We start from the raw sequence: 26,912 nt of genomic DNA on the forward strand, positions 1-26,912 counted from the left end.
AGCGGCGCGGGCGTCGGCCGGCGCCGACTTCAGGGCATGTGGTGCTTCATGTCCGCGGGCGACATCGGCATCATGTTCGCGTTGAGGTGGTACATCACCCAGAGCGAGCCGATCAGCGTGATCACCACCAGGGTCAGCGTGAAGATGAGGGCCAGGAAGGTCCAGCCGCCCTCGGACTTCGTGTTCATGTGCAGGAAGTAGATCATGTGCACGAAGATCTGCACGACCGCGAAGCCCATGATCACGAGGCTCGTGATGCGGGCATCGCCCAGCACGTCGGCCATCACCAGCCAGAACGGGATCGCGGTGAGGATGACCGACAGCACGAAGCCGGTCATGTAGCTCCGGAAGGTGCCGTGGGCGCCGCCCTCGTGGTGGTGGCCGTGCGCGTCGTGAGCGTGCGCGTCGTCCGCGGCGGGGTGGGCGGTCTTCGCGGCCGCGCTCATTGCAGCACTCCCATCAGGTAGACGAAGGTGAAGACGCCGATCCAGATCACGTCGAGGAAGTGCCAGAACATCGACAGGCACATCAGCCGGCGGCGGTTCTCCGGCACGAGGCCGCGCTGGCGCACCTGCACCATCAGGGTGACGAGCCAGACGATGCCGAGGCTGACGTGCAGCCCGTGGGTGCCCACCAGCGTGTAGAAGGCCGACAGGAACCCGCTGCGCTGCGGCGTCGCGCCCTCGTGGATCAGGTGGGCGAACTCGTAGAGCTCGATGCCGACGAAGCAGAGGCCGAACAGACCCGTCACCGCGAGCCAGCCGAGGGTCGCGCCCTGCCGGTCCCGCTCCATCTCCAGCATGGCGAAGCCGTAGGTGATGGAGGACAGGAGCAGCATGGACGTGTTCACGGCCACCAGCGGCAGCTCGAACAGGTCCTTGGGCGAGGGCCCGGCCGCGTAGTTGCGCCCGAGCACGGCGTAGGTCGCGAACAGGACCGCGAAGATGAGGCAGTCGCTCATCAGGTAGAGCCAGAACCCGAGGGCGGTGCCGTTCTCGGGGTGGTGGTCCTCCTCCAGGTGGAAGACCGGCGCGTCCTGGGCGGGGAGCTGCCGCGGGCTCACGACCGCGTCTGCGTGGGAAGCCATCGGATCAGACCCGTCCGCTCAGGAGGGCGGTCCGCCGGCTCTCGGCCCGGACCACCTCGTCCGCCGGGATGTAGAAGTCCCGGTTGTAGTTGAAGGTGTGCAGGATGGTGACGACCGCCATCGCCGCGAAGCTCAGGGCCGCGAGCCACCAGATGTACCAAATCATCGCGAACGAGAAGACCAGGCTCAGGGCGCCGAGGATCGCGCCGGTGCCGGTGTTGCGCGGCATGTGGATCGGCCGGTAGCCCTGGAGCGGGCGGCTGTAGCCGCGGCGCTTCATGTCGGACCAGGCGTCGTGGTCGTGGATCACCGGCGTGAAGGCGAAGTTGTAGTCCGGCGGCGGCGAGGAGGTCGACCATTCCAGGGTCCGTCCGTCCCACGGGTCGCCCGTCGTGTCCCGCAGGGCCTCGCGCCGCATGAAGCTGACGACGAGCTGCACGATGAACGACAGGATGCCGAGCAGGATCAGGAAGGCGCCGAAGGCCGCGATCACGAACCAGATCTGCAGCGATGGGTCGTCGAAGTGCTGCAGGCGCCGGGTCACGCCCATCAGGCCGAGGATGTAGAGCGGCATGAAGGCGAACCAGAAGCCGGTGAGCCAGAACCAGAACGACATCTTCCCCCAGAACGGGTCGAGCTTGAAGCCGAAGGCCTTCGGGAACCAGTAGGTGATGCCGGCGAGCAGCCCGAACACCACGCCGCCGATGATCACGTTGTGGAAGTGCGCGATCAGGAACAGCGAGTTGTGCAGAACGAAGTCGGCCGGTGGCACCGCGAGCAGCACGCCGGTCATGCCGCCGATCACGAAGGTGATCATGAAGCCGACCGTCCACAGCATCGGCACCTCGAAGCGGATGCGGCCGCGGTACATCGTGAACAGCCAGTTGAAGATCTTCGCGCCCGTCGGGATCGAGATGATCATCGTCGTGATGCCGAAGAACGAGTTCACGGAGGCGCCCGAGCCCATCGTGAAGAAGTGGTGCAGCCACACGAGGTAGGACAGGATCGTGATCACGACCGTGGCGTAGACCATCGAGGCGTAGCCGAAGAGCCGCTTGCCCGAGTAGGTCGAGACCACCTCCGAGAAGATCCCGAAGGCCGGCAGGATGAGGATGTAGACCTCCGGGTGACCCCAGATCCAGATGAGGTTGACGTACATCATCGGGTTGCCGCCGAGGTCGTTCGAGAAGAAGTGCGTGCCGACGTAGCGGTCGAGCGACAGCAGCGCGAGAACGGCGGTGAGGATCGGGAAGGCGGCGACGATGAGGATGTTGGTGCACAGCGACGTCCAGACGAAGACGGGCATCTTCATCATGGTCATGCCGGGCGCGCGCATCTTCACGATGGTCGCGATGAGGTTGATGCCCGACAGGAGCGTCCCGATGCCGGCGATCTGCAGGGCCCAGATGTAGTAGTCGACGCCGACGCCCGGGCTCGCGGCGGGCCCCGAGAGCGGCGGGTAGGCGAGCCACCCGGTGCGGGCGAACTCGCCCACGAACAGCGAGGCCATCACGGTGAGCGCCCCGCTCACCGTCATCCAGAAGCTGAAGTTGTTGAGGAACGGGAAGGCGACGTCGCGGGCGCCGATCTGCAGCGGCACCACGAAGTTCATCAGCCCCGTCACCAGCGGCATGGCGAAGAAGAAGATCATGATCACGCCGTGGGCGGTGAAGATCTGATCGTAGTGGTGCGGAGGCAGGTAGCCCTCGTTCGCGCCGAAGGCCATCGCCTGCTGGGCGCGCATCATCAGCGCGTCGGCGAAGCCGCGCAGCAGCATGACGAGGGCGAGCACCACGTACATGATGCCGATCTTCTTGTGGTCGACCGAGGTGAACCAGTCGCGCCACAGCGTGCCCCAGACCCGGTAGTAGGTGAGGGCCCCGAGCACCGCGAGGCCGCCCACGGCGACGACCGCGAAGGTCACGAGCAGGATCGGCTCGTGGTAGGGGATCGCTTCGAGCGTGAGGCGCCCGAAGATCAGCTTCTGCAGATCCAAGTTGGCGAACATGCGATCGACTCGTTGACGTGGCCGGGCTCTCGCGCCGGGTTCAGGGGTCCCGCGGGGCTTTCGTGCCGCGCGCCGCGGGGTGGTCGGACCGGACGGGCCCGGGTGGTCGCGGCACCGACGCCCGGACGCTTCCTCACTGGTTCATCTGGGCCGGCGCCGGGCCGTCGTGCTTCATGCCCGGCATCGAATGGCCGTGGTGCGGATCGTTCGAGACCGGGGGCTGGTTGACCTTCGGGTCCTGCCAGTCGGGCTTCATGCCCTCCGGCTGGACGTCGCCCCGCGCCGGTCTGCCCGAGGCCGGCGTCGTGGCGCCGGGCGCCTCGTGGCCCTCGCGGGCGTGGCGGTTGTCGTATTCGAGACGCTCGCGGTTCTCGTGGCTGTCCTTGCCGGCGCCGCCCTTGGCGTCGATGTGCATCATCTCGCTCATGCACATCTTGCCCGGCACGGCGCACATGTTGAGGATGGCCCCGTAGAGGCCGGATTCCATCGAGGCGTAGTAGCGCACCGGCTCCTGCTCGCTCGGCGCCTCGAGCTTCAGGTAGGCCTCGCGGCTGAGCGCCGAGCCCTCGGCCTTCACCTTGGCGATCCACTGCTCGAAACCCCGCCGGCTGAGGCCGTGGAACTTGAAGTTCATCCGCGAGAAGCCGGCGCCGCTGTAATTCGCCGAGAAGCCCTCGTAGACGCCCTCCTTGTTGATCACGGCGTGCAGCTTCGTCTCCATGCCGGGCATGGCGTAGATCTGGCCCGCGAGCGCCGGGATGAAGAACGAGTTCATCACGTCCGAGGCGGTGATCTTGAAGGTGATCGGCACGTCCACCGGAGCGGCGAGCTCGTTGACGGTGGCGATGCCCTGCTCGGGGTAGAAGAACAGCCACTTCCAGTCGAGGGCGACGACCTGCACCTCGAGCGGCTTCGTGCCGGCCGAGACGGGGCGGTTCGCGTCGAGGCGCGTCAGCGGCCGGAACGGGTCAAGGGTGTGGGTGCTGATCCAGGTCAGCGCGCCGAGGGCGATGATGATGGCGAGGGGCGCCGACCAGATCACCACCTCGAGGGCGGTCGAGTGGTGCCAGTCGGGGTCGTAGGTCGCCTTGGTGTTGGAGGCCCGGTAGTGCCAGGCGAAGAACAGGGTGAGCGCCATCACCGGAATGATGATGAGCAGCATGAGGCCCGTGGAGGCGATGATGAGGTCGCGCTGCTGGAGCGCGACGTCCCCGGAGGGGCGCATGAGCACCATGTCGCAGCCGCCGAGCAGCGCGAGCAGGGGAAGCAGCACGAGGCTGCGCATGACTCTGAGGGACATCCGATCGGCAAACGAGATGTGAGAACAGCCGGCGGCCGCCGCGCCAACGCTGGCACCGGCTCCGGACGGCGCCTTCTCCTGCGCTGCAATACGCCATCCTGACAAGTGCGGGCGCCTTGTCTCAGACCTTCCCGGGAAGCATGGCAAAACCGTCCGAGGCGGTGCACTATGCGTTTGCCTGCCGGGTCGGGCCCGAGTCGCGCTTCAACCCGCCGCACGTTGCTGCGCTTTGCCGCAGCGCGATCCGGCGGCATAACGGCCGCCGATCCCGGGATCGGAGGCCGCTCGATTCGGTTTCGCGCGCCCGCCCGCCAGCCCGGGGACCGCCGGCCCGAATCACCCGAACGCGACACCCTGCGAGTCCGCCCGCATGAGCTCAGACTACGCCCTGCCATCCTCCGATTCGGTCGAGCGCGACGCGCGGCTCGTCTCGACGGACCACAAGGTCGACCCGAGCGAGATCGCGATCGGCGTCATCATCGGCCGCACCTCGGAGTTCTTCGACTTCTTCGTGTTCGGCATCGCGGCGGTGCTGGTCTTCCCGAAGGTCTACTTCCCGTTCGCGGAGCCCCTGACCGGAACGCTCTACGCCTTCGGCATCTTCGCCCTCGCCTTCGTGGCGCGGCCGATCGGCTCCGTCGCCTTCATGGCGATCGACCGGCGCCACGGGCGCGGCACCAAGCTCACCGCGGCGCTCTTCCTCCTCGGCTTCTCCACGGCGGCCATCGCGTTCCTGCCCGGCTACGACCATCTCGGCGGGGCCTCCATCGCGCTGCTCGCCGCCTTCCGGATCGGTCAGGGCCTCGCCCTCGGCGGCGCCTGGGACGGCCTCGCCTCGCTCCTTGCCCTGAACGCGCCTGAGAACCGCCGCGGCTGGTACGCGGCGATGCCCCAGCTCGGCGCGCCCCTCGGCTTCATGCTGGCGAGCGCCCTGTTCTCGTTCTTCCTCGTCAACCTCTCGCAGGACGACTTCCTGGACTGGGGCTGGCGCTACCCGTTCTACGTCGCCTTCGCGGTGAACGTCGTGGCCCTGTTCGCGCGCCTGCGCCTCGTGGCCACCGACGAGTTCTCGAATTTGCTGGCCAAGCGCGAGCTCGAGCCGGTCCCGACCTTCGAGCTGCTGCGCGCCCACGGCCGCGACGTGCTGATCGCCGCCTTCGTGCCGCTGGCGAGCTTCGCGCTGTTCCACCTCGTCACCATCTTCCCGATCAGCTGGATCACGCTGTTCACGCAGCGCTCCGCCGGCGAGTTCCTGATGGTGCAGTTCGCGGGCGCCACCATCGCCTGCGGGGCGATCCTCGCCTCCGGCCTGATGGCGGACCAGATCGGGCGGCGCACCATGCTGGCGATCTCGGCCGGCATGATCGGCCTGTTCGCGCTGGGCAGCATCCTGGCGCCGCTCCTGTTCGGCGACAGCATGGCGGGGCAGACGATCTACGTCGTGGTCGGCTTCGGCCTGCTCGGCCTGTCCTACGGCCAGACGGCCGGTGCGGTCTCGTCGAACTTCGGCACCCGCTACCGCTACACCGGCTCGGCCCTCAGCTCCGACCTTGCCTGGGTCATCGGCGCCGGCTTCGCGCCCCTCGTGGTGCTCAGCCTGTCGAGCCGCTACGGCCTCGCCTGCGTCGGCCTCTACCTGCTCTCGGGGGCCGTCGCGACGCTCGCCGCGCTCGGTTTCAACAAGCTCGCCATGCGGGAGGCCTGATCCCGCGGCCCTCCGCCCGGGCGCTCAGCCGTCGTTCGCGTCGAAGTGGCGGCCCAGGCGATCGAGGTGCAGGTAGTTCGGGTTGAACAGGCCGGCCTCGGCCAGCGCCGCGAGATCCGGGATCGTGAGCAGGCGGTCCTTCAGCACGATGAGCCCGGCCGCGCGCAACTCCTGCAGCGTGCGGTTCACGTGCACGTTCGACAGGCCCATGGCGTCGGCGATGTCGAGCTGGGTCACCGGCAGCTCGCAGGAACGGCCGTCCGTGCGGCCGACGCTGCGCAGGCGGAAGAACAGCTCGCAGAGGAGGTGGCTCAGCCGCTCGAGCGCCGTGCGCTGGCCGAGATTCACCGTCCATTCCCGCTGGATCGCCGTCGCCACCAGCATCTCCCACCACAGGGCCTGCGTGATGCGCGGGTGGTTCTCGGTGATCGCCAGGATGGTGGTGCGCGGGATCTCGGCGAGGGTGACGTTCGTCAGGGTCCCGATCGAGTGGTCCATCTCCCGCAGCACGAAGACGTGCGGGTCGCAGAGGTCGCCCGGCAGGAAGAACGAGATCACCTGGCGCCGGCCGTCCACCAGCTGCTTGTAGCGGCAGGCCCAGCCGTCGAGGATCAGGTTGACGTGGCCCGGGTCGTCGCCCTCGCGGATGATGTCCTCGCGCGCGCCGAGGTGCCGGCGCTTCAGGGAGGCCGCCTTGCGCAAAGCCACCTTGTCCTCGTGCGAGAGCTTCGTGAACTGCTCAAGCTTCAGGATGAGATGATGCGGCATTCCGGCCCCGGCCCAGTGACGACCGGAGTAGAGCGAAACCGCGGGTGCCGATTTAACAAAGGTTATGTGTCGCGCGGGCGCCGAGCGCGTGCAACGGACTTCGTCCTGCGGGCACCCCGCATCACCCGGACCCTTCCGCGATCCGGGCGATCAGGCGCTCCGCGTGGCGGCTCCGGTCCTCGGCGCTCGTGCAGGGCGTGCGCAGGAGGATGCGATCCGCGCGCACCGTGACGTCGGCGTCGGCGAGGCCGGGGCGGGGGCGCACGCCCCGCCGGAGATCGGCCGCGATGCCCTGGGGGCCGCCGCTCAGGCAGGCGACGTCGAGGTCGCGGCAGGCCGTGCGCAGCCGCGCGATCGTGAGGAGCGCCCGGGCCGCCTCGGGGATCGGCCCGAACCGGTCCTCCATCTCGGTGGCGAGGGCGTCGATCTCCTCCGCGGCGCCGACGCGCAGGAGCCGAGTGTAGAGCCCGAGCCGCACCTCGGGCTCCGGCACGTAGCCGATCGGGATCTCCCCGCCGAGGCCGAGGCGGATCTCGGGGGTCCAGTCGCTGGCGGGCTCGCCCTTCGCGGCGCGCAGCGCGAGCTGGAACAGGTGCTGGTAGAGCCCGAGGCCGATCAGCTTGACGTGGCCGGCCTGGGCGTCGCCGACGAGGTCGCCCGCGCCGCGCAGGTCGAGGTCGCGGGCGCTGATCGTGAAGCCGGCGCCCAGCCTGTCGAGGGCTTCGAGGGTGCGCAGGCGTTTCTCGGTGGCCGCGGAGAGCGGGCGGTCGGGCTCGTTCAGGAGGTGCACGACGCCCCGGCGCTGGCCGCGTCCGACGCGCCCCCGGAGCTGGTGCAGCTGGGCGAGGCCGAAGCGCTCCGCGTCCCAGACCAGCATGGTGTTGGCCCGCGGCACGTCGAGGCCGCTCTCGATGATGCTCGTCGCCAGGAGGACGTCCCCGTCCCCATCGGCGAAGCGGACCATGATCTCGTCCATGGCAGCGGGCTTGAGCGACCCGTGCGCCACCGCCACGTCGAGCCCGGGGGCGATCGCGCGCAGGCGCTCGGCCATCGGCGCGATGTCCTCGATCCGCGGGCAGACCACGAAGCTCTGGCCGCCGCGCCGGTGCTCGCGCATCAATGCCGCCCGCACCGCGTCCGCGTCGAACGGGGCGATCACGGTCCGGATCGGCTGGCGCACGGCGGGCGGCGTCGCGATGACGCTGAGGTCCTGGAGCCCGACGAGGGCCGTCTGCAGGGTGCGGGGAATCGGGGTCGCGGTGAGCGTCAGCACGTGGCCGTTCCCCGCGAGCGCCCGCAGCCGCTCCTTCAGTTTGGCGCCGAAGCGCTGCTCCTCGTCGATCACCGTCAGGCCGAGCTCCGCGAAGGCGACGCCGCGCCCCGCGAGCGCCTGCGTGCCGACCACGATCCGAATGCTTCCGTCCTTCAGGCCCTCGCGGACGCGCTTGCCCTCCTTCGGCCCGACGAGGCGTGAGAGCTGCGCCACCGCGATGCCGAAGCGGCCGAGCCGGCGCTCCAGCGTGCGGGCGTGCTGGCGGGCCAGCACCGTGGTCGGCGCGACGATCATCGCCTGCCGGCCCGCGAACACCGTGGCGGCGACGGCGCGGAGCGCGACCTCGGTCTTGCCGAAGCCCACGTCGCCGCAGACCAGCCGGTCCATGGGCCGGCCAGAGGCGAGGTCGGCCAGCACCGCCGCGGTGGCGCTCGCCTGATCGGCCGTCAGATCGAAGCCGAAGCCCGCCGCGAAGCGCTCCATCTCGCGCTCGGAGGGCTTCAGCACCGGCGCCTCGGCGCTGGCGCGCGCCTGCGCCAGCGCCAGCATGGTGCGGGCGGTGCGGGCGATGCTCGCCTCCGCCTCCAGCCGGCGCCGCGCCCAGCCCCCGCCCTCCAGCCGGTCGAGGGTCACGGCCTCCTCCTCGGAGCCGTAGCGCCAGACGCGATCGGCCTGCGAGACCGGCACCATCAGGATGTCGCCCTTGGCAAAGCGCAGGCGCAGGGCCTCCTCGGCCGCGCCCGGGCCCGAGGCCACCGCCTCCAGGCCCTCGAACACGCACAGGCCGTTGTCGCGGTCGACCGCGACGTCCCCGACCCGGAGCTCGACCTCGCCCATCGGCAGCACCGGGGCGCGGTCCTCGCGTGCGCGGGCCTCCGGGCCCAGCAGGTCGGCCGCCGCGAAGACGCTGAGGCCGCGCTCCGGCACCCGGAAGCCGGCATCGATCGGCGCGCGGAGGGCCAGTACCTCGCCGGGCCTCGCCGCCTCGGCTTCGACCCAGGCGCCGATCATCCGCACGGGCCGGTCCGCCGCCTTCTCGGCCTGGCGCACGAGGCGGGCCAGTGCCTTGCGGGGGCCCGCCAGCACCACCCGGTCGCCGGCCTTGAGGCGGGCGGCGAGCGCGCGGGCGAAGGCCGCGTTCTGTCGGCCGTTGCGGGCAAAGGCCGGCATGGCGACGTCCTCGCCGACGTCCGGCTCGGCGACGGCGACGCGGCGGGCCGCGAGCGTCGCCTCCCACGCGTCCGGCGTGAGGTAGAGGCCCGCATCGGCGGGCGTTCCCCGCGAGCCCCCCTCGCGGCCCTCGGCGATCTGCTCGAAGAAGGCGGCGGCCCGCGCATCCGCGCCGGCCTCCACCACGAGGCGCGCCTCGGGCAGGTCGTCGAGCACGCCGGCGAGCCGCCCGTAGAGCGCCGGCAAACGGTGCTCCTGGCCCGTGAAGGGGCGCAGAGTCTCCGTCGAATCCGCCGCCAGGATAATCTCGGTGGCCGGGTCGATCACCAGGACATCGGTCTCCGAGAGGGAGCGCTGCGAGACCGCGTCGTAGACGCGGATGCGCCCGACCCGGCCGTCCTCGTGCTCGACCCGGCAGGGGAGGGGCGCCGCTGCCGGGAACACGTCGATGGTGCGGCCGCGGATCGCGACCTCGCCGGGCTCGTCCACCCGGTCGTCGAGGATGTAGCCGAGGCGCTGCAGAGCCTGCGCCAGGGCCTCCACGTCGAGGGTGTCGCCGAGGCGGATCTCGACGCGGGCCTCCGCCCAGGTCTCGGGCGGCGGCACGCGCTGGATCAGGGCGGGGGCCGTGGTCAGCAGGATGTCGGGCCGGCTCGCGGTATCCGTGAGCCACCGCAGGACCCCCGTGCGCGCGCCCATCACCCCGCGGCTCGGCGAGGAGGTATCGAAGGGCAGGCAGTCCCATTCGGGGTAGACCGCCACCGCGAGGCCCGGCGCGAGGGCGCGCAGGATGTCGGCCAGCGCGTCGAGGCCGCGCCCGTCGCGGGCGACATGGACCAGGGGGGCCGCCCCCTCGGTCAGCCCGAGGAGCGCCACCGCCAGCGCACCTGCCGGAATGAGCGGCGCCGTCGTCTCCGCGGCCTCGGGGCGCGTCCCGCGCCCGGCCGCTCGCTTCGCTTTGGCCATCTGACCCGCCGCAACCCCTGCCTGTCCTGGCTTCGGCAACTCGCGAGTCGGGGCGGTGGGTCCGCGGTTTCGGCGCCGTCCCCAGCTTCCGCGGTGCCGCACCGGGTGGCTGGTGCGGGGCCATCCTCGATGGCCCCTGAACTGCCCGCGGACGCGCCATGCCCGGTCACGCGCCAGGGCCGTCACCCGTGCGATGCGCGCCGCTGCTCAGGCATGAGGCAGGGTCCGAAACGCAGAGAGCGGCGCGGGCTCCCGGCCCGCGCCGCTCTCGGTCTTTATGGGGCTCCGCCGGGCGGAGCCGCCTCGGTTCAGGCCGCGGCCGAGACGCTCGACGCGCCGGTGGGGACGGAGGCGATCGTCTTCAGGATCTGCGAGGCGATCTGGTAGGGGTCGCCCTGGGAGTTCGGGCGGCGATCCTCGAGATAGCCTTTGTAGTCGTTCTTGACGAAGCTGTGCGGCACGCGGATCGAGGCGCCGCGGTCGGCCACGCCGTAGGAGAACTTGTTCCAGGGCGCCGTCTCATGCTTGCCGGTGAGGCGCATGTGGTTGTCGGGGCCGTAGACGGCGATGTGGTCGTGCAGGTTCTTGTCGAACGCCGCCATCAGCTTCTCGAAATACGCCTGGCCGCCGGTCTCGCGCAGGTAGGCGGTCGAGAAGTTCGCGTGCATGCCCGAGCCGTTCCAGTCGGTGTCGCCGAGCGGCTTGCAGTGGTACTCGATGTCGACGCCGTACTTCTCGGTCAGCCGCTGCAGCAGGTAGCGGGCCATCCACATCTCGTCGGCGGCCTTCTTGGAGCCCTTGCCGAAGATCTGGAACTCCCACTGGCCCTTCGCCACCTCGGCGTTGATGCCCTCGTGGTTGATGCCGGCCGCGAGGCAGAGGTCGAGGTGCTCCTCGACGATCTGGCGCGCCACGGCGCCGACGTTCGCGTAGCCGACGCCGGTGTAGTAGGGGCCCTGCGGTGCCGGGTAGCCGGTCTCCGGGAACCCGAGCGGGCGGCCGTTCTTGTAGAAGAAGTATTCCTGCTCGAAGCCGAACCAGGCGCCCTCGTCGTCGAGGATCGTGGCGCGCTTGTTCGACGGGTGCGGGGTCGTGCCGTCCGGCATCATGACCTCGCAGAGGACGAGCACGCCGTTGGTGCGGGCCGGATCGGGGAAGTGCCGGATCGGCTTCAGCACGCAGTCGGAGTTCGAGCCCTCGGCCTGCTTGGTCGAGCTGCCGTCGAAGCCCCAGAGCGGCAGCTGCTCCAGGGACGGGAAGCCCTCGAAGTCCTTGATCTGCGTCTTGCCGCGCAGGTTCGGGGTCGGCGTGTACCCATCGAGCCAAATATACTCGAGCTTGTATTTCGTCATCGCGAGTCTCTCGTGATTTAGCGATGCGACGTGTGAGGGGTCCTGAGACTGCACCTAGCCGCCGCTGGCCGCTGCCCCCGTAGCACAGGGTATGCCAAGCCGGAGGGCGCATGGGCCGCCGGCGGCCCGCCGAGCGCGTCCGCGGGCCGCTCGGGCACGAGAAGCACCTTGGGCGCAACCGTTCGGCCCGCATCGGCGCAGGCGCGAAATTCCGCCTCCAAAGCGAGCACTGCCTGAAAAACTTGCTCCCGTTCAGATGTCGCGCGGAAAGGCAAGGCAAGTCCTGCTGATATTGTTCGCAAAGGCTGGTTTTCTTGCGGGCAGGGCGCGCAAAGTCGAAGCAGAGCCGCTACGTTCGAGGCGATACGAAACGGCCAATCACGCACAAGAGGACATCGGGTGATGAGTTCGGATTTCCATCGGGAGACGGCGAAGATCTACCAGTTTCCGGTCAGGGTTCGGGCCGGGTCGGGCGACCGGCGGGAGGCGCTCCGGCCGGCGGCGCACGCGGGCTCCCGCGGATCGGACATGGCCTTCGGCGGCGCCTGGTACCACGAGGCGGCGATCCAGGAGACCGATCGCTCCCGCAAGTCCTGAGCGAACAAGTCCTGAGCGAACAAGTCCTGAGCCCACAAGTCCTGAGCGCGGCTCAGGGACCGAAGATCGACCAGCCGAGGCGGCGGGTGAGCGCTTCGAGCGCGATCCGCCCCAGATGCGAGTTGCCGGCCGCGTCGAGCCCCGGCGACCAGACCGCAATCGAGGCCTTGCCGGGGGCCACCGCCAGGATGCCGCCGCCGACGCCGCTCTTGCCGGGCAGGCCGACCCGGTAGGCGAACTCGCCCGATCCGTCGTAGTGGCCGCAGGTCAGCATCACGGCGTTGATGCGCCGGGCCCGCTCGGGCTGGACCACCTGCAGGCCCGTCGAGGGGTCGCGCCCCGCATGGGCGAGGAAGCGCCCGGCCGTCGCGAGCTGGCGGCAGGTCATCGCGATCGCGCAGTGGTGGAAGTAGACGCCGAGCGTGAAATCCACCGGATTGTCGATCACGCCGAACGACTTCATGTAGTTCGCGAGCGCCGCGTTGCGGAAGCCGGTGCGCTGCTCCGAGGCCGCCACCGCCTCGTCGATGGCGATTGAGGAATCCTGGGCGAGGTAGCGCATGAAGCGCAGGATCTCCCCCAGCGCCTCCCGCGGCTGGTGGCCGGACAGGATCACGTCCGTCACGGCGATGGCGCCGGCATTGATGAACGGGTTGCGGGGGATGCCGCATTCCCGCTCCAGCTGCACGATGGAGTTGAACGGGCTGCCCGAGGGCTCCCGCCCGACCCGGCGCCACAGGCGGTCGCCCACCATGCCGAGGGCGAGGGTCAGGGTGAACACCTTCGAGATGCTCTGGATCGAGAAGGGCACCTCGCTGTCGCCGGCCGCGGCCACGTTGCCGTCCGCATCGATCACCACGAGCCCGAAGGCGCCGGCATCGACCCGGGCGAGCTCGGGGATGTAGCGCGCGACCTCGCCGCGATCCGGCCGCGCGCGCATCGCCTCCGCGATCTCGGAGACGACCCGCTGAAGCTCGGCATGGCTCATGGACCCGGCACCTCGTTGCGAACGCGGGGATGGTTCGTGCGGGGCCGGACCGTCGCGGCCGCGCGAGCCCCGCCGCAAGCAACTCGACGGCCAAGCGTGGGGGAGGGCGGCGGCCCCCTTTCCGCCGGGGTTCCGCCCCCGCGGGACGATCCAAGGGGTTCGGGGGCGTTCACGAGGGCCCGCGCCGATGACGAAGTATAACTTGAGACGTTTATAAGTTGATCTCAGTCTAGCGCGTCCATAGCCTCGGCAAAAACTGCGGTCGTCCCTGCTCGCTGCGAATGGGCCGGCACGACCGGGCGCCCCGGGAGGTGACATGAGGACGTTCGCCATCGGCACCCTGGTGTCGGCCCTGCTCCTGACGGCTACCGCGAGGTCCGCCGACGCGGCCGGCACGTTGCGGATGGACGATCTGGCGAGCCAATGGCCGCGCGCGGGACGAAGCGAGAAGGTCGATTTCACCGACCGCATGGGCAGGGCCATGATCGCCCTGTCGCCGGACCTGACGAACACCTACTTCCTGAACTGCCTCGAAGAGACGGCCAACATCGGCGACACCAAGGAGCTGACGCTCGGCGATTTCGTGCGGACCTGCATCGCGATGAAGCTCGGGCGCGCGTCCGAGTAGCGGCCAGGCGATGCTCCCGAATCCACGCCGCCCGGGGATCCGGCTCCTCTGCGCCGCGGGGCTCGGCCTGGCGGGATGCGGTGCGGTCCTGGCGCAGTCGAGCCTCGACGACCCGGATCTGACGCTCGGCACGAAGCGATCCAGCCACCTGCTCGCGCTCGCGGACCGGCTCCTCGGCCCGTCGGATCACCGGATCGCCGCCCTGCGGGCGGGCCGGGCCGGAGCGGTCTGCGGGACCGTGGATTCCCGGAACCGGATGGGAGCCTATACGGGGCCGCGCGGCTTCGTGGCGGACCTGAAGGCCGGCTTCCTCGGGCGCCTGCCGGAGGGGCCCGAACTGCGCAACCCGGCGAGCGCGGCCGACTACCGCGCGATGGAACGCGCCCGGGACCTCTACGCCGCCAACTGCGCGGAGTGAGAAACCGGGGTTTCGGAGCTCCGGCTCGGCGTCGGCCGCCATGCCGGGACCTCCGCGGCCTGTCCCGACACCGGGGAGTACCCGCACCGGCGGGCCGCGGAACCCTACTTCGGGCCCCGGGCGGGCTTGCCGACGTGGCGGGTGTGCTTGCCGGCGCGGGGGCTCTTGAAGCCCTTCGGGCCCTGCTCGGGCGCGCCCGCCAGGGCCTCCACCTGGATCTCCGGGGAGCCGCTGCGGGCGAACGCCGCCGCGAAGCGCGTGGCGGCGTTGCCGCGGACCTCGAACTTGGTCTCGCGCTCGAAGATCCGGATGGCGCCGATCTCCTGCCGGTCGATGCCGCCCCGGCGGGTGAGCATGGGCAGCAGCCGGCGTGGGTCGGCGTTGTCGCGGCGCCCGAGGTTGAGGCGGAACCACACGGCCGGGCCCATGGCGGCGATGCGCTCCGCGTCCCGCGGGTCGTAGGGCGCCCGCTCGGGCCGGCGCTCGCGCAGGTCGCCGGGGTCCGTCACCTCCTCGGGGGCGGGCAGGCGGGTGCGGTAGACCCGGGCAAGCGCCGCGGCCAGGGCCTCGGGGCTGCTCTGGGCGAGGAGCGTGGCGGCGAGCGCCACGTCCTCCTCGGCCGGCTCCTCGGTGAAGAGGGGGTCGGACAGCATGCGCTCGCCGTCGAGGCGGCGGATCTCGTCGGCCGGGGGCGGGCCGCTCCATTCCGGGCTGACCTTGGCGAGGCTGAGCATCTGCTCGGCGCGCCGCCGGCGGGAGTTCGGCACGAGGAGGACGCTCGTCCCCTTGCGGCCGGCCCGGCCGGTGCGGCCCGAGCGGTGCTGCAGCACCTCGGCGTCGTGGGGCAGGTCGGCGTGGATCACGAGGCTCAGCGTCGGCAGGTCGATGCCGCGGGCCGCGACATCGGTCGCCACGCAGACCCGGGCGCGCCCGTCGCGGAGGGCCTGCAGGGCGGCGTTGCGCTCACCCTGGCCGAGCTCGCCCGAGAGCGCGACGACCGAGAAGCCGCGCTCGGTGAGGCTCGCCTGGAGGTGGCGCACCGCGTTGCGGGTGTTGCAGAACACGATGGCGGTCGGCGCGTCCGCCTCGCGCAGGACGTTGAGCACGACGTGCTCGATCTCCCGCGGCACCACCCGGATCGCCCGGTAGGCGATGTCGGCGTGGCCGCGCGTCTCGCTCTTGACCGCGATGCGCAGGGCCCCGCTCTGGTAGCGCTCGGCGAGCGCCTCGATGCCCTTCGGCAGGGTCGCGGAGAACAGGAGCGTGCGCCGCTCGGGGGGCGTCTGGCCGAGGATGAACTCGAGATCCTCGCGGAATCCCATGTCGAGCATCTCGTCGGCCTCGTCGAGGACGACGGCCCGCAGGGCCTCGGTGGCGAGGTTGCGCCGCTCGATGTGGTCGCGCAGGCGGCCCGGGGTGCCGACCACGATGTGGGCGCCGTCGGCGAGCACGCGGGCCTCGCGGCGCGGATCCATGCCGCCGACGCAGAAGGCGACGCGGGCGCCCGCCGGGGCGTAGAGCCAGGTGATCTCGCGGTGAACCTGCAGCGCCAGCTCGCGGGTCGGCGCGATGACGAGGGCGAGCGGCGCGGCCGCGGGCGGCAGCATCTCGGCCTCGCCGAGGAGATCGCCCGCGATGGCGAGCCCGTAGGCGACGGTCTTGCCGGAGCCGGTCTGGGCCGAGACCAGCAGGTCGCGGGCGGCCGGGGCGGCGTCGAGGACGGCGCTCTGCACCGGCGTCGGCTCGGCGTAGTTGCGCTCGGAAAGGGCCCGCGCGAGGGGGGCGGGCAGGGTGGGGAACGGCACGAACAGGTCTTTCCACGACCATCGTCGTCCCGGCGCGCGCGCGGCGCAGCTTGAGCGGAACGGATCGGTCTCGAATCGGTTGCGGAACCGCGCTTCTACCCGCAAAGGACCGTGCGCGCCACGCCGCGCCCTGCATGGGCCACCTGCGTCGCGGGGGCCCCGCGACGGGGCGGCAGGGATTCGTGCGGGCGGGCGAGGGGTGGACGGGACGATGGGCGGGATCCTGCGCTTGGTGGTGGCCTGGGCCACGGTCGCCGCCTTCCTGGTCTTCGGCAAGGGCTGGCTCGGCGGCCTCGGCGACCCGCTCTGGGCCACCGGCCTGTTCGCCTGGATCCTCGCCGTGATCCTGTGGGCCGCCTTCGGCGTCGTGCACGAGGCGGAGGAGCTGGCCGAGCGGCTCGGGGAGCCGCTGGGCACCCTCGTGCTGACGCTCGCCATCGTCATCATCGAGGTGGCGCTGGTCTCGGCCGTGATGCTCGGCGGCAAGGACGCGGCGACGCTCGGGCGCGACACCATGTTCGCCGTGCTGATGATCGTGCTGAACGGCGTCGTCGGCATCGGCCTGCTGATCGGCGGCCTGCGCCATCACCAGCAATCCTACAACCTCCAGGGGGCCTCGGCCTTCCTGTCGGTGATCATCCCGCTCACCACGATCGCGCTCATCATCCCGAACTTCACGAGCTCCACCCAGGACGGCAGCCTGACGAAGCTCCAGGCCGTCACCTTCTCGGTCTTCACCGTCGCGCTCTACGCGGTATTCCTGCTGATCCAGACCGGGCGCCACCGCGACTTCTTCATGGATGCCCAGGAGCGGGAGGCGCAGGCGGAGGCCGCACCCGGCCCCGAGGCGGACGCCGCGAAGCCCGCGGCCTCCGGCGGCATCGCCCTGCACACCGGGCTCCTCGTCGCCAACATCCTGCCGATCGTGCTGCTCTCCAAGAGCCTCGCGACGATCCTCGACCACGGCATCGCGGCCCTCGGCGCGCCCTCGGCGCTCAGCGGCGTGCTGATCGCCGCGATCGTCTTCACGCCGGAGGCGATCTCCTCGCTCAAGGCCATCGCCCGCAACGAGCTGCAGCGGGCGATCAACCTCTGCCTCGGCGCCGCGACCTCGACGGTGGGCCTCACCGTGCCGGCGGTGCTGGCGGTCGGCCTGCTCACCGGGCAGACCGTGGTGCTGGGGCTGAAGCCCACCGAGATGACGCTGCTCGCCGTCACCCTGATCCTCAGCACCCTGACCTTCTCGGGCCTGCGCACCACGGTGCTGGAGGGCGCCGTGCACCTGATCGTGTTCTTCGTCTACATCGTGCTGATCTTCAGCCCCTGAGCCCTACGGCCGGCCCTCAGCCCCCGAACCGCTCGGTGCGGATGCGGGCCGCCGGCACGCCGGCGTCGAGCAGCAGGTCGGAGGCCGCGGAGACGAACGGGTTCGAGCCGCAGACGAACACCCGGGCCGGCGCGCCGAGGGCCGCCAGGGCCTCCCGCACCGCCGCGGCGTCGATCCGCCGGCCGCCGCCCTCCCGCGTGGTGAGCAGGGTCAGGCCGAAGGCCGGATCGGCCGCCGCCCAGCCCTCGATCTCGGCGAGCGCGGCGGCCTCGGCCCGGGTGCGCACCGAGTAGATCAGGTGGGCCCGCACCCCCGGGGCCGCCGCGGCGCGATGGCGCAGCATCGCGAGGAGCGGCACGATGCCGGACCCGCCTCCGACGAGGAGCAGAGGACCGCCGTCGCCCGGCCGCCAGACGAAGGACCCCCCGATCGGCCCCCGCATCTCGATCCGGTCGCCGACCGCGGCGACCTCGCGGAAGAATCCGGAGACCTCGCCGTCGGCGAGGGCCTCGATCATCAGCTCGATCGTTCCCGACCCGTCCGGGGCCGAGGCGATCGAGTAGCTGCGCTGCGCCTGATAGCCGTCCTCGCTGGACAGCCGCACGTCCACGTGCTGCCCGGCGCTGGACACGCCGATGGACGGCGCCGCGAACAGGTAGCTGTCCAGCGTGGGTGTCAGCGGCGTGATCGCCAGGATCGTCGCCTCGCCCCAGCGGAGCCGGGCCGGCTCAGTCACCGGTGAAGCGCTGCTCGCGCCAGGGATCGCCGTACATGTGGTAGCCTCGCAGCTCCCAGAACCCGGCCTCGTCCTTCCGGGTAAAGCGCAAGCCCTTCAACCACTTGGCGCTCTTCCAGAAGTACAGGTGGGGCACCAGCAGGCGGGCCGGGCCGCCGTGGTCCGGCGGGATCGGGCGTCCCTCGTAGAGCGTCGCGACCATGGCCTTGCCGCCCGTCAGGTCGGCGACCGGGACGTTCGTCGTGTAATCGTCGAAACCTTCCGCCAGCAGGAAGTCGGTCGGAGCGCTGATGCCGGCATCCGCCAAGATGTCATCGAAGCTCACGCCCTCCCAGCCGGTGTCGAACTTGGACCACTTCGTGACGCAGTGGATGTCGCCCTTCCACTGCGTGCGCGGAAGTGCGGCGAATTCCGTCCACGACCAGCTCTTGACCGGGCGAGGACCATCGCGAAGCGTGAAGCGCCAGGTTTCGAGATCGATCCGCGGGGTCGGCCCGAGCTGCAGCACGGGGAAATCCTCGGTCAGGTACTGCCCCGGCGGCAGCCGCTCCTGGGTCGCCTCGGGCGGTCGGCGCCCGGTGAATCCTCGCGTCGCCATCGGCCGCCTCGCTCCATCCCGCACCGCGCCGAGGCCGGTGCCGTCGCGTCGGTTCGATCCCAGAAAGCCCTTCCGCGTCAAGGCTTGCGGCCGCTCCGGGCCGGGGTGCCGTGCCGCACCGCTTCGCCGAAGAAATGCCCCATTATGGCCGATGGTGCTGCTGCTCGCCGCAGAGGACGTCCCGCGGCGCATGGAACAATGCACCGGAGGGGTCGATCATGAACAAGCTACTCGCCACCACGCTCCTGGCCGGCGGCCTCGCCGCCGCTGCGGCGCCGTCCGCCCAGGCGCGCGACGGCATCGGCCCCGGCGGCGCGGCGGCCCTCGGCGTCCTCGGCGGCCTCGCGGTCGGCGGCGCCATCGCGTCCTCGCAGAACGGCTACTATCCCGGGCAGCCGGTCTACCGCGCGCCCCGGCCGGTCTACGTCGAGGAGGATTACGGCCCGGTCTGCCACTTCGAGCGCCGCCGCTACGTCGACGCCTACGGGGACGTCATCGTCCGCCGCGTCCGCGTCTGCGAGTAGGGTTCAGCGCCGCCCGAAGCGCTCGGCCACGAAGATGCCGCCGAGCACGAGGCCGAGCGCCAGGGCGTCGTTCCAGCGGAAGGGCTCGCCGAGGATCAGCACGGCGAGCCCGGCCCCGAAGATCGGCACGAGGTTGACGAAGAGCCCCGCACGGTTGGGGCCGATCAGCTCGACCCCGTGCATGAACATGAGCTGCGCGGCGAGCGATGGCCCGAGGCCGACGAACACCGTGATCAGCCAGCCCTCGGGCGTCGGCCAGATCAGCCGGCCCGCCGCCCACTCGATCGCCAGGGGCGGCAGCGAGGTCAGCAGGGCGGCGAGCGCCATGGCCGAGAAGAAGGTCAGCGCCGAGACCTTCGGGCGCGAGGGCAGGCCCACCGTGTAGCCCGCGTAGAGCACGCAGGCGCCGAGCATCAGCACGTCCCCTCGGTTCAGGTCGAGCGTCCGCAGGACGACCCAGTCGCCGTGGGTCGCGGCGGTGGCGGCCCCGAGCAGCGTGATCAGCACCCCGGCGACCTGCGCCGGACCGACCGCGATGCGGTGGACGACGAAGTTCATGAGGATGACCAGTACCGGAATCGCGCCCTGAAAGAGCGCGAGGTTCACGGCCGTGGTGTAGGCGCCGGCCGCGTAGAACAGGCTCGCGTAGATCGTGTAGCCGCACGCTCCCATCAGGAAGATGCGCGGCCAGTGACCGCGCAGATCCGGCCATTCGGCCAGGACGCGACGGCGCGCCACCAGGGCGAGGGCGAGGCAGGCGATGGCCCAGCGCAGGCAGGTCAGGGCCTGGGGCGAGACCTGCCCGGGCGCCACCTTGCCGGCGACGGCGTTGCCGGCCCAGAGCAGGGTCACGAAGGTCAGAATCGGGTAGGCCGCCGGGGCGCGTGCCGTCGTCTCGGGAGCCGTCGTCGGTCTGGCCGTCACGCGCCTGCTCGTCTCACGCCACGCCGGGTCGGCGCCCAGGCCCGCTCATGCCATGGCGGCCCGCGCGCTGGCCAGCCGCGTCATTCCATGGTGGGGGCGAGCTTCTTCACCGCCGCGACGTCCTCACCGAGCCAGGCGGCGTTCTTGGCGGTGCCGTCGAAGGTGGCGCTCGTCTTGAACAGCTCGTACTTGCCCTCGATCGCGTAGGGACGGCTGCGGGCGAGAAGCTCGGCCACGGCCTCGCGGGTCATCGGCACGAAGGTCCGCGTCGCCTCGAGGGCCTGGTCGAGGTCGCGCTGGTTCTGGATACCGGTGATGACCACGGAGGTCGGCAGGCTGAGCGAGAAGTGCAGGTATTCCAGGGGCTTGATCGGCGCATCGCTCTTCAGGATCACGCCGTCGCCGAACGTCTTCATCCCGAGCGCGGCGATGCCGTTCTGGACGAGGTAGGGCAGGACGAGGTGCCCGAAGCTCCGGAAATGCGCGTCCATGACATTGAGCGGCATCTGCACGGAATCGAAGTGGAAGCCGCGCTCCGCCGCGACTTCCAGCATCTGGAGGTGGATGCGCGGGTCTTTGTGCCCCGTGAAGCCGATGTAGCGGAGCTTGCCGGCCTTCTTGGCCTCCGCGAACGCCTCCATCGCACCGCCCTCCGCGAAGACGCGGTCGGGATCGTCGTAGCGCAGGATCTCGTGGTGCTGCACGAGGTCGATCCGGTCGGTCCGCAGCCGCTTCAGGGAGGTGTCGATCTGCTTCGTCGCCTCCTCCTTGGTGCGACCGTCCATCTTGGACATCAGGAAGACCTTGTCGCGGTACCCGCCCTGCTCGAGCGCCACGCCCATGCGGAGCTCCGAACGGCCTTCGTTGTAGTCCCAGCAATTGTCCATGAAGGTGATGCCGCGATCGATGCCCTGGTGGACGAGGCGTACCGCCTCGTCATCGCTCACGGCGTTCTTGCCGAGGTGGAAGCCGCCCATCCCGATCGCGGAGATCAGCTCGTCCGTGCGCCCGAAGCGGCGGTAGAGCATGTCGCCCCTGCGCTCGCCCGGGTCGGTCACGAGCGGAAGCGCCGCCGGATCGGCCGGGCGGCTGTTCGGCAGTCCGGGGCCGGTCACGGCCGCACCCGCGCTGCCGGATGCGGCGAGGCCGGCGCCGAGGGCGGCGCCCTGAAGGAAGCTGCGGCGTTCCATGGTGTGGCTCCACTGTTCTTCGTCATCGGGGAGAGTCCGCGAGGCGCCGGGCGGCGTGCAGGAGGCGCAGCGCGGCGCAGGCCGCCCCGTAGCCGTTGTCGATGTTGACGACCGCGAGCCCGGGCGAGCAGCTCGCCAGCACGGCATCGAGCGCGGTGCGGCCGCCGGCGGCGACGCCGTAGCCGACGGAGGTCGGCACGGCCACGATGGCGCTGGCGACGAGGCCGCCCAGCACGCTCGGAAGGGCCGCGTCCATGCCGGCCGCCGCGATGACGACCGGGTGCGCGCGGATCTCGTCGAGGCGTCGCGTCAGGCGCCACAGGCCCGCGACACCCACATCCGCGATGAAGGTCGAGGCGACCCCCTGATAGGTCAGGGTTCGCTCGGCCTCCCGCGCGACGGGCACGTCCGACGTGCCGGCCGCCACGATGGCCACCCGAGCGGGCCCCGAAACCTCGCGTCGCGCCCGGAAGAAGGCCGTACGCGAGAGGGGGCAGTAATCGAGGTCCGCGCGGGCGGCGGGCCGCAGGGCGGCGTGCTTCTCCGGGTCCAGCCGCGTGACGAGGAGGCTCGCATCGCGTTCGGCCGCTGCCTCCAGGATGGCGTCGATCTGGGCCGCGGATTTGCCGGCCGCGTAGATCGCCTCCTCGAGGCCGATCCGTTCCGGTCGGGCGAAGTCGAGAACGAACTCGTCGCTGGTGCTCATGAGCCGGTCCCGGTCAGGAAGGCGCTGCCGGTCCGGTAGGGCGCGAACAGGACGTCGCCGGACGCGAGCGCGGAGGGCGCACGTGCGCGGATGCGGGCGTCGAGGTCCGCGCGCGCGCCTCGATCGAGCGAACTCAGGCTCACCGGGTCGAGCTCGACGACGATCCCCGAGGCCCTCACCCGGCAGCGGACGGCGCGCGACGCATCGGCCGCCGCCTCGATCGCGCTGCCGACGAGGCCCTCGACGGCATGGATGAAGGCGAGCGTCTCGGGCTCGATCCGGATGCCGGTCTCGACGCGGCTCGACAGGCAGGGGGCGGCCGGCAGCTCGGCGATCGCTCCGAGGCCGAGATCGTGGGCGAGCGCCCGCACCGCCGCCTTGTCGAAGCCCGCCTCCAGGAAGGGATGGCGCACCCCGTGCTCACGCGCTGCATCGAGTCCCGGCCGGTACTCGCCGAGATCGTTCAGATTCGCGCCGGAGACGATCTGCCGGTCGGTCACCGTGCGCACGGCGCCGTAGAGGTTGATCTTGCAGAAGAAGCACCGGTTGACGGGGTTGGCGCGATAGGCCGGGTCGGCGAACTCGCCGGCCTCGATCACCCGCAGGGTCCAGCCCGCGCGCGCGGCCTCGGCTCGGACACGGGCCGTGGCTTCCGGCGGAACGGCCGGCGAGGCCGCATGCACCATCAGGGCATCCCCGGCTCCGAGGATCCTGTGAGACAGGCTGGCCAGGGTGAGACTGTCGACGCCGCCGCTCACCGCGATCGCGACGGGACCGATATCGGTGATGACGTCCGCGAGCCGCGCGTTCATCGCCGGGTCTCTCCGCGCGCGGCCGCCGCGTCCCCGAGGGCGATCCCTTCGGCCTCGCGGCGCAAGGCTGCGCGCTCCGCATGGCCTTCCCGCGCCAGGGCATCGCCGGCCTCGGCCTTGGCCGTGAGGCCGCCGGGCCTCATCGCAGTCTTCACCCGCACCGACGTTCCGGCGACCGAGACGGTGCTGTCCTGCCGTTCCAGCGCGCGCCCGTCGACGAGGCTGTGGCGCAGGCCGATTGTAGTCGTCTCTCGGAAGCAGGCTTCTACCGCAGCATCGAGGGCGTCCGCAGCGGCCAGAACGCGGACGTGGCTCATCATCCGCCCCTTCTTGCCGAAGACCGGCATCTGGACGACGTCGAGCACTCCCGCCTGGGCGCGCAGCCGGTCGAGGCCCATGGCGAGGTCCTCGCCCGACTGATCGTCGACCTCGAACTCGATCACGGCGATCGTACGATGCGCGCCTGCCTGCCGAGCGCCTGCCTCCGGCGTGAACACCAGGGCACGCACGCAGTTGCTGATGCCGGGCAGGATCCGGCTGCCGAAGCCGATCCCTGAGCGCGCGAGGACCCGCGGGTGCGCCGGAGGCGAGGCTTCGCCGCGGAGGTGGCGCAGGATCGCGGCCCCGGTCGGTGTCACCCGTTCGCCGGGGATGCCGTCGTTGAGGGTCCGGAAGCCTTCGAGCAGCAGCGCCGTCGCCGGGGCGGGCACCGGCAGCGGCCCGTGCTGGGTCGACACCCGGCCGCCGCCGAGGGGCAGGGCCGAGACGCTCCACTCGGTGGCTCCGCTCACGGCGATGAGATGGGCCGCCGCGACGATGTCGGCGATCGAATCCCAGGCCCCGACCTCGTGGAAAGCGACGCGTTCGACCGCGATGCCGTGCACCCGCGCCTCGGCCTCTGCGAGGTGCCCGAAGATCGCGAGGGCATGGGTCCGCACGGCCGGGTCAAGGTCCGCGCGGCTCAACTCCTCGCGGATCTCGGACCAGTGCCGATGGTGGTGGCCGCCGTGTCCGTGGTGATGTCGGCCCGAGGCCTCGTGCTGATGAGCCTGTACGGCATCGTTCGTGACCGCGAAGCGTCGCCCCCGCAGGATGCCGTCGTTGTGCGCGATCAGTTCGCAGGCGACGCCGGCGCGGCTCGCGGCGCGGATGCTCGCCCGGACGCCCGTCTCGTGCTCCGGAAAAGCATCGAGCAGCGCGGCGGCGAACATGTCGCCCGCCATGCCGCCGAGCGCGTCGAGGTGTATCTGCATCAGGTCCGGATGGATGTCGGGCGTCGTGTGGTGGAACGCCGGACCCTTCGGAAAGGTCCGCGCCGAAGCCCGGCGCGTCGGGTCGGATTGCCGCCGGGGCGGCGGTCGCGGTCGCGGGCGGTGGAGGGCGGTCCTCTGCCGTCAGCGCAGGGCCGGACGGACGCCCGGCGGAACCCCGGCCTCGAACGTGAAGGCGGCGCCCGCCTGCTCGAGCACCCGGCGCACGGCCATCAGCGTCTCGCGCCGGGCCTGAATACCCGAGGTCTCGTCCTCGAGGCGGCGGATGGTGGAGTTGGAAACCTCTGCGCGCCGGGCAACCTCGTCGGCCGAGAGGCCGATCATGCCCCGTGCCGCGCGGATCTGGGCCGGCGTGATCTCGCGCTCCTCGGTGGAGGCGGGCGGCCGGCCCTCCTGGCACCCCGTTCCGAAGCGGTTCTGGCCGGGAATGCTCAGGCAGACACCGACCCACTCCCGGACGGAGCCGTCCCGGTTGAGGATCGGGATCCCCCGCGAGTTGAACCAGCGGAAGATCCCGTCCGCGCACAGGATCCGGTAATCGGTGTTGTAGGGCGCGACGTGCGAGATCGCGGTGACCCATGCCGACCGTGCGCGCTCCCGGTCATCGGGATGGAGCGCGGCCAGCCATCCGCTGCCCTGGATCTCGGCGTGGCTCTGGCCCGTGAGGGCCTGCCATTGCGGCATGTCGAGGCTTTGGCCGTCGGGGCTCACCATCCAGACGACGGCCGCGGTCGCCGCGATCAGCGCGTTGAACCGATCCTGCTCCTGCTCGACGGAGTGTCGGCTCTCGTAGCGCAGGGTAACATCCTGCAGGATGCCGATGGCGCTGACCGGCCGGTCGTCGGCCCCGAGGATCACCTCCGCGCGGCTCGCGACCCATCGCTGCGTGCGGTCCGGCCGGATAACACGGAACTCCCGCTGCAGCGGTTGGCCGCTGCGCAGGAGGACCAAGGGATCGGCCTGCGACTGCCGATCGTCGGGGTGCATCATCTGCCTGACGAGCCCGAAGGTGAGGGCGACCCCGGAATCCAGCCCCAGAACCCGATAGAGCCCGACCGATCCGTCGATGTCATCGGTCCGGATGTCCGCTGACCAGAACCCGATCTCGCCCCGCTCCTCGATGAGCTTGAGGAAATGCTGCACGGAGGCGCGACGGCGTCCGGCATCAGCACCCTCGTTGAGCCAATCAGGCCGCATCAGGGATCGGGTCGGCATCACTGGCTCGTCGAAGCTCACACAGGCGAGGATGCCAGAATTCTCATCATCGGCAGACTAAAAAAAGTGTTATCCGTTTGGCAAGACACATAAAGACGCACGAGGCCACATCTTTTGAGTTGCATAAAAAATACCAATGCAACCATCGATTACTTCCAAGAGTCGCTGTCAGTACGCGATCGGTAGGACGTCCAAGTCCAACCATTATGTTGCGGAGCAAAGCCTACTGGTAGGCTGGTACTTTCGGACGCCCTGCGCCGATCTTCGTGAATGGCCGAGCCGCGCGGTCTCCAGCGACCTCCGGCGCTATCGATCCCGGCATGGAGGAAATTGGCCGCTCGATGCAGGCGCCCCCCGGCGATGTCGCCGATTTACAATTACAACTCGGCCTGTGAGCGGCTTGTCTGCAAAATCCAGCGCTCACATGTATCAGAGACTTACATGATGTGCCGGATGACAAAATTTTGTCAGATTAGACTAATTTCTGCAAGCAAGCGTGGCGGCACCAGGCGTGAGCCCGCTTTCGGCCTGGGCTTTCGTGCGGCTGTCGATCGTGATCCAGAGCACGCGGTTGCCCGCATTCGTCATCCAGATCACGTTCAACGCATCGCTGGTGATGCGCAGACCGAGGGCCCGGGCGTTCGCCACCGCCTCCGCATCATCGTCGGCGTGAAAGGAAGAGCGGTAGAGGATCGCATCGTGGGGGTCTCGAACCTCACGGCGGGCGCCCAGTAGCGTGTAGACAGGCATCCGTTCTCTCCCGGGTCGGGCCGCGTCAGGGTGCGGCGCATGCGGACGTCGTAGGAGCGGAGTGCCGCGCCGACTGTGACGCGGATCACGCATCTGCGTCGCCCTGGTGGAGACGGCCGCTCGTCTTGGCCGACCGGCGTCAGAGCCCCGCAGGTTCGGGTACAGGCCGTGGCGCGGCGGAACTCGATGCCGGGCGCGCGACGTTCTCCGGTGGCCCGTCTCGCGGGCGCCGGGAACGAGTCATGACAGCGACGATCGCGCAGCAACTCGAGGCGGCCGCGTCGGCCGCGCGACGTCAGGTCAGGGCCTTTCCGGGCGCGATCAGCCAGGACGAGTTGCCGTGGCGGGTCATCGCGGCGTTCGACGCGGACATCCGGGGCTTCGTCGAACGGGACCGGCGCATCGAGGACGAGCGGGACCGCGTCCTGATCACGGCGGTGACCTACGCGGAGACACCGCGCGACGGGGATCCGGACGCGGTCGCCGCGGCGCGGACACGGCTCCTCGATGCCATCGACTACCTGGAGCAGGCCGTGCTGCGCTTCGGCATCGTGAACCGTGCGGCCGCGAAGGGCGGCCATGGCCAGGCGGGCACCCCGGTGGCCGCGAAGCCGCCGGCCAACGACATTGCCTGAACCATCTCGTCCGACCCGGCCAGCGAACGGCGCGAGACAGGCTGATGCTGCCCTCGCTGTCGACCCGACCCGGTCCCGCTAGCGATCCTGCTGGCTCATCCCATGCCGTGAACGCAAACGAAAAGGCCTCGCCGAAGCGAGGCCCTTTCCGTCGGCGAG

Annotated in this window: 25 protein-coding genes; 7 read left to right on the top strand and 18 right to left on the bottom strand. The window is 70.7% G+C overall.

The genetic code is table 11. The features are described from left to right. Positions 1–29: 29 nt before the first annotated feature. The 4 genes from cyoD to cyoA form a co-directional block, all read right to left on the bottom strand. The gene (cyoD, locus tag ACLBXP_RS16115; RefSeq protein ID WP_447668743.1) at positions 30–446 is read right to left on the bottom strand and encodes a cytochrome o ubiquinol oxidase subunit IV; all 417 of its coding nucleotides are present in this window, start codon (positions 444–446) and stop codon (positions 30–32) included. Further along, positions 443–1,087, bottom strand: coding sequence for a cytochrome o ubiquinol oxidase subunit III (cyoC, locus tag ACLBXP_RS16120; RefSeq protein ID WP_447668744.1), 645 nt, complete (start codon positions 1,085–1,087; stop codon positions 443–445). The genes cyoD and cyoC overlap by 4 nt, the downstream gene beginning before the upstream one ends. 4 nt (positions 1,088–1,091) lie before the next feature. Then, positions 1,092–3,095: a cytochrome o ubiquinol oxidase subunit I gene (gene cyoB / locus ACLBXP_RS16125; protein WP_447668745.1), complete on the bottom strand. Its 2,004-nt coding sequence runs from the start codon at positions 3,093–3,095 to the stop codon at positions 1,092–1,094. 133 nt (positions 3,096–3,228) lie between these two features. Continuing rightward, positions 3,229–4,395 carry a ubiquinol oxidase subunit II gene (cyoA, locus tag ACLBXP_RS16130; RefSeq protein WP_447668746.1) on the bottom strand — a complete coding sequence of 389 codons (1,167 nt, stop codon included), beginning with the start codon at positions 4,393–4,395 and terminating at the stop codon, positions 3,229–3,231. 370 nt (positions 4,396–4,765) lie between these two features. On the opposite strand from cyoA, the gene ACLBXP_RS16135 reads away from it, so the two are divergent. Next, entirely contained in the window at positions 4,766–6,100 is a 1,335-nt protein-coding gene (locus ACLBXP_RS16135) for an MFS transporter (protein WP_447668747.1), read from the top strand. 24 nt (positions 6,101–6,124) lie between these two features. On the opposite strand, the gene ACLBXP_RS16140 is transcribed toward ACLBXP_RS16135, so the two are convergent. The 3 genes from ACLBXP_RS16140 to ACLBXP_RS16150 form a co-directional block, all read right to left on the bottom strand. Next, entirely contained in the window at positions 6,125–6,868 is a 744-nt protein-coding gene (locus ACLBXP_RS16140; RefSeq protein ID WP_447668748.1) for a Crp/Fnr family transcriptional regulator, read from the bottom strand. 121 nt (positions 6,869–6,989) lie between these two features. Next, positions 6,990–10,277: a helicase-related protein gene (locus ACLBXP_RS16145; protein WP_447668749.1), complete on the bottom strand. Its 3,288-nt coding sequence runs from the start codon at positions 10,275–10,277 to the stop codon at positions 6,990–6,992. A gap of 308 nt (positions 10,278–10,585) precedes the next feature. After that, on the bottom strand, positions 10,586–11,629 hold the full coding sequence (locus tag ACLBXP_RS16150) for a glutamine synthetase beta-grasp domain-containing protein (protein WP_447668750.1): 1,044 nt from the start codon (positions 11,627–11,629) through the stop codon (positions 10,586–10,588). 402 nt (positions 11,630–12,031) lie between these two features. Here ACLBXP_RS16150 and ACLBXP_RS16155 point away from each other — a divergent pair, with 402 nt between their 5' ends. Continuing rightward, on the top strand, positions 12,032–12,226 hold the full coding sequence (locus tag ACLBXP_RS16155) for a DUF2735 domain-containing protein (RefSeq protein WP_447668751.1): 195 nt from the start codon (positions 12,032–12,034) through the stop codon (positions 12,224–12,226). A 52-nt stretch (positions 12,227–12,278) separates the two neighbouring features. On the opposite strand, the gene ACLBXP_RS16160 is transcribed toward ACLBXP_RS16155, so the two are convergent. Continuing rightward, positions 12,279–13,214 (bottom strand): glutaminase, encoded by a 936-nt coding sequence (locus ACLBXP_RS16160; protein WP_447668752.1) that lies wholly within the window; start codon positions 13,212–13,214, stop codon positions 12,279–12,281. Positions 13,215–13,530: 316 nt separating this feature from the next. On the opposite strand from ACLBXP_RS16160, the gene ACLBXP_RS16165 reads away from it, so the two are divergent. Both ACLBXP_RS16165 and ACLBXP_RS16170 read left to right on the top strand, forming a co-directional pair. Next, the gene (locus ACLBXP_RS16165; RefSeq protein WP_447668753.1) at positions 13,531–13,842 is read left to right on the top strand and encodes a hypothetical protein; all 312 of its coding nucleotides are present in this window, start codon (positions 13,531–13,533) and stop codon (positions 13,840–13,842) included. Positions 13,843–13,852: 10 nt separating this feature from the next. Beyond that, on the top strand, positions 13,853–14,260 hold the full coding sequence (locus ACLBXP_RS16170) for a hypothetical protein (protein WP_447668754.1): 408 nt from the start codon (positions 13,853–13,855) through the stop codon (positions 14,258–14,260). Positions 14,261–14,364: 104 nt separating this feature from the next. Here ACLBXP_RS16170 and ACLBXP_RS16175 read toward each other — a convergent pair whose 3' ends face one another. Beyond that, on the bottom strand, positions 14,365–16,065 hold the full coding sequence (locus ACLBXP_RS16175; RefSeq protein WP_447668755.1) for a DEAD/DEAH box helicase: 1,701 nt from the start codon (positions 16,063–16,065) through the stop codon (positions 14,365–14,367). Positions 16,066–16,276: 211 nt separating this feature from the next. Here ACLBXP_RS16175 and ACLBXP_RS16180 point away from each other — a divergent pair, with 211 nt between their 5' ends. After that, positions 16,277–17,392 (top strand): calcium:proton antiporter, encoded by a 1,116-nt coding sequence (locus ACLBXP_RS16180; RefSeq protein ID WP_447668756.1) that lies wholly within the window; start codon positions 16,277–16,279, stop codon positions 17,390–17,392. 16 nt (positions 17,393–17,408) lie between these two features. Here ACLBXP_RS16180 and ACLBXP_RS16185 read toward each other — a convergent pair whose 3' ends face one another. Both ACLBXP_RS16185 and ACLBXP_RS16190 read right to left on the bottom strand, forming a co-directional pair. Next, positions 17,409–18,128: an FAD-binding oxidoreductase gene (locus ACLBXP_RS16185; protein WP_447668757.1), complete on the bottom strand. Its 720-nt coding sequence runs from the start codon at positions 18,126–18,128 to the stop codon at positions 17,409–17,411. Continuing rightward, on the bottom strand, positions 18,121–18,726 hold the full coding sequence (locus tag ACLBXP_RS16190; protein WP_447668758.1) for a sulfite oxidase-like oxidoreductase: 606 nt from the start codon (positions 18,724–18,726) through the stop codon (positions 18,121–18,123). The genes ACLBXP_RS16185 and ACLBXP_RS16190 overlap by 8 nt, the downstream gene beginning before the upstream one ends. 218 nt (positions 18,727–18,944) lie before the next feature. On the opposite strand from ACLBXP_RS16190, the gene ACLBXP_RS16195 reads away from it, so the two are divergent. Next, a complete protein-coding gene (locus ACLBXP_RS16195) occupies positions 18,945–19,250 on the top strand; it encodes a hypothetical protein (RefSeq protein WP_447668759.1) in 306 nt (101 codons plus the stop codon). A 3-nt stretch (positions 19,251–19,253) separates the two neighbouring features. On the opposite strand, the gene ACLBXP_RS16200 is transcribed toward ACLBXP_RS16195, so the two are convergent. From ACLBXP_RS16200 to ACLBXP_RS16230, 7 genes are all read right to left on the bottom strand, one after another. Further along, positions 19,254–20,174 carry a DMT family transporter gene (locus ACLBXP_RS16200; RefSeq protein ID WP_447668760.1) on the bottom strand — a complete coding sequence of 307 codons (921 nt, stop codon included), beginning with the start codon at positions 20,172–20,174 and terminating at the stop codon, positions 19,254–19,256. Between the two features lie 80 nt (positions 20,175–20,254). Beyond that, positions 20,255–21,364, bottom strand: coding sequence for an aldo/keto reductase (locus tag ACLBXP_RS16205; RefSeq protein WP_447668761.1), 1,110 nt, complete (start codon positions 21,362–21,364; stop codon positions 20,255–20,257). Between the two features lie 22 nt (positions 21,365–21,386). Continuing rightward, positions 21,387–22,070, bottom strand: a complete 684-nt coding sequence (gene larB, locus ACLBXP_RS16210) for a nickel pincer cofactor biosynthesis protein LarB (RefSeq protein ID WP_447668762.1) — start codon at positions 22,068–22,070, stop codon at positions 21,387–21,389. After that, positions 22,067–22,882, bottom strand: a complete 816-nt coding sequence (locus ACLBXP_RS16215) for an adenine nucleotide alpha hydrolase (RefSeq protein WP_447668763.1) — start codon at positions 22,880–22,882, stop codon at positions 22,067–22,069. Before ACLBXP_RS16215 ends, larB begins: the two co-directional genes overlap by 4 nt. Continuing rightward, the gene (locus ACLBXP_RS16220; RefSeq protein WP_447668764.1) at positions 22,879–24,135 is read right to left on the bottom strand and encodes a LarC family nickel insertion protein; all 1,257 of its coding nucleotides are present in this window, start codon (positions 24,133–24,135) and stop codon (positions 22,879–22,881) included. The genes ACLBXP_RS16215 and ACLBXP_RS16220 overlap by 4 nt, the downstream gene beginning before the upstream one ends. A gap of 141 nt (positions 24,136–24,276) precedes the next feature. Continuing rightward, positions 24,277–25,368, bottom strand: a complete 1,092-nt coding sequence (locus tag ACLBXP_RS16225) for a PAS domain-containing protein (RefSeq protein ID WP_447668765.1) — start codon at positions 25,366–25,368, stop codon at positions 24,277–24,279. 477 nt (positions 25,369–25,845) lie between these two features. Further along, entirely contained in the window at positions 25,846–26,118 is a 273-nt protein-coding gene (locus ACLBXP_RS16230) for a hypothetical protein (RefSeq protein WP_447668766.1), read from the bottom strand. Between the two features lie 242 nt (positions 26,119–26,360). Here ACLBXP_RS16230 and ACLBXP_RS16235 point away from each other — a divergent pair, with 242 nt between their 5' ends. Next, positions 26,361–26,753, top strand: a complete 393-nt coding sequence (locus ACLBXP_RS16235) for a hypothetical protein (protein ID WP_447668767.1) — start codon at positions 26,361–26,363, stop codon at positions 26,751–26,753. Positions 26,754–26,912 lie beyond the last annotated feature (159 nt).

Source organism: Methylobacterium sp. A54F (assembly GCF_053346035.1).